Origin of the sequence: Nitrosomonas halophila, from assembly GCF_900107165.1 — a bacterium.
Taxonomy (GTDB): Bacteria; Pseudomonadota; Gammaproteobacteria; order Burkholderiales; family Nitrosomonadaceae; genus Nitrosomonas; species Nitrosomonas halophila.
The window spans coordinates 1-1,387 of sequence record NZ_FNOY01000143.1 but is presented as its reverse complement, the minus strand read 5'-3'; the positions used below and the strand labels follow the sequence as shown (position 1 = coordinate 1,387).

Below are 1,387 nucleotides of genomic sequence, written 5' to 3'. Positions count from 1 at the left end.
CGAACCTTTCATGGCGCAGAAATCGCATTATATCATGCACTTGGCGCGCTACCTGAACCGGATGTCGCCCACAGATTCTGCTGACGAGCCGAAATTTCTATGACAGCGTGAGTGAAACCATCAAATAGCCAGGTTTCAAATCAGCCATGTCTAAATCCATCCGAACAGGCCGGAACTGTTCTTCGGCGTTTTACTTTTGACATCCGGTACTTCATCGATACCAGATTCACCGTTGATGACGGGCTCAGTACCACCAGAAAATGTCTGGCCGGCGGTTTTGTTCTGCACGTTCTGATTAGAGCTCTCTTGTTGCGCCTGCTTTCTGGAATCAATCATCGCCTGTCGCACAGTGCCTCTGGCGCTACTGGCAATTTTGAGAATTCTGCGCTTCCACTCATACAGGATTCGCGAATATTCATTGTCGGGAATCATGCCTGACAGCCAAAGTGCATCGAGCTTTGCGATCAATCCGTCGAACTCATGCAAGATGCCTGCATAACGTGCGGAGCGATGGGAGGATATCTTGGCTTCCATGACGAGCGGCTCGGAGTAATTGACGCGATCGAGCGTGATACCGTTGTCTTCAACCACTTTTTCGAGGCGGGCAATCTCGTTGCGAATATCGTTTTGGGCTCTGTTGAGCCGATCATCGATCAATTCTTCCATAGCGCGCACTTGATCTTCAGTACCGACCGCGCGCAACACCACGGAGAGTGAATAGATCGCATCGGTATACAAATCGAATCCTCGCCGGAATACCTGTTGCGCATGAAAGGATTGCAGCTTGAGACTTTGCACTACATAAGGGCGGCTTTTGGTGGATTTGTCGCTTGCCATGATGACCTCGCCTAAATGTCTGATCATGGGATTCTAGTTGCGCACATTTGAAAAATCCGGCCAAAAAAAGCACAAAAGCGCACCGTTTCACACTCGCAATCTAAAATTATCCACGATAGAATTTTTGCGTATTCTGTCTTTTTGACAAAGACAGGATCTTCCAAGCTGGGGAAGTCAAACAAACAGCAATTTTTAGTTCTACTTTGTCAGATTCAAATAATTCCAATGAGGCATCCAGTTGATGTATAATAAGTCATTGTTTTATATATGTTAATCACGATCATGTCGTGAAAATACTAAACAGTCTCTCAAATCTGCCCTACAGGGGCTCCCAGAAGCGCTTGGCGCGCATTTATCTTCATTTTCATCATTTTTCGTCTCCTCGACGCGCGATGCAACAGCGACGTTTTATGGTTATCTGCGTGGACTGTTTCAATCCGATCGGGCGACCATGCTGCGCATGGGCGAAGTAAACGAGGTTGATCACCAGGCTATGCAACACATGCTGACATCTGGTGCAATTGATTGGCATGGATTTGGTGCACAGATT

General features: G+C 47.2%; 1 protein-coding gene. It reads right to left on the bottom strand.

What is annotated here, in order from left to right:
- Positions 1 to 150: 150 nt before the first annotated feature.
- Positions 151 to 864 carry an AcaB family transcriptional regulator gene (locus tag BLV85_RS14695; RefSeq protein ID WP_090415956.1) on the bottom strand — a complete coding sequence of 238 codons (714 nt, stop codon included), beginning with the start codon at positions 862 to 864 and terminating at the stop codon, positions 151 to 153.
- Positions 865 to 1,387 lie beyond the last annotated feature (523 nt).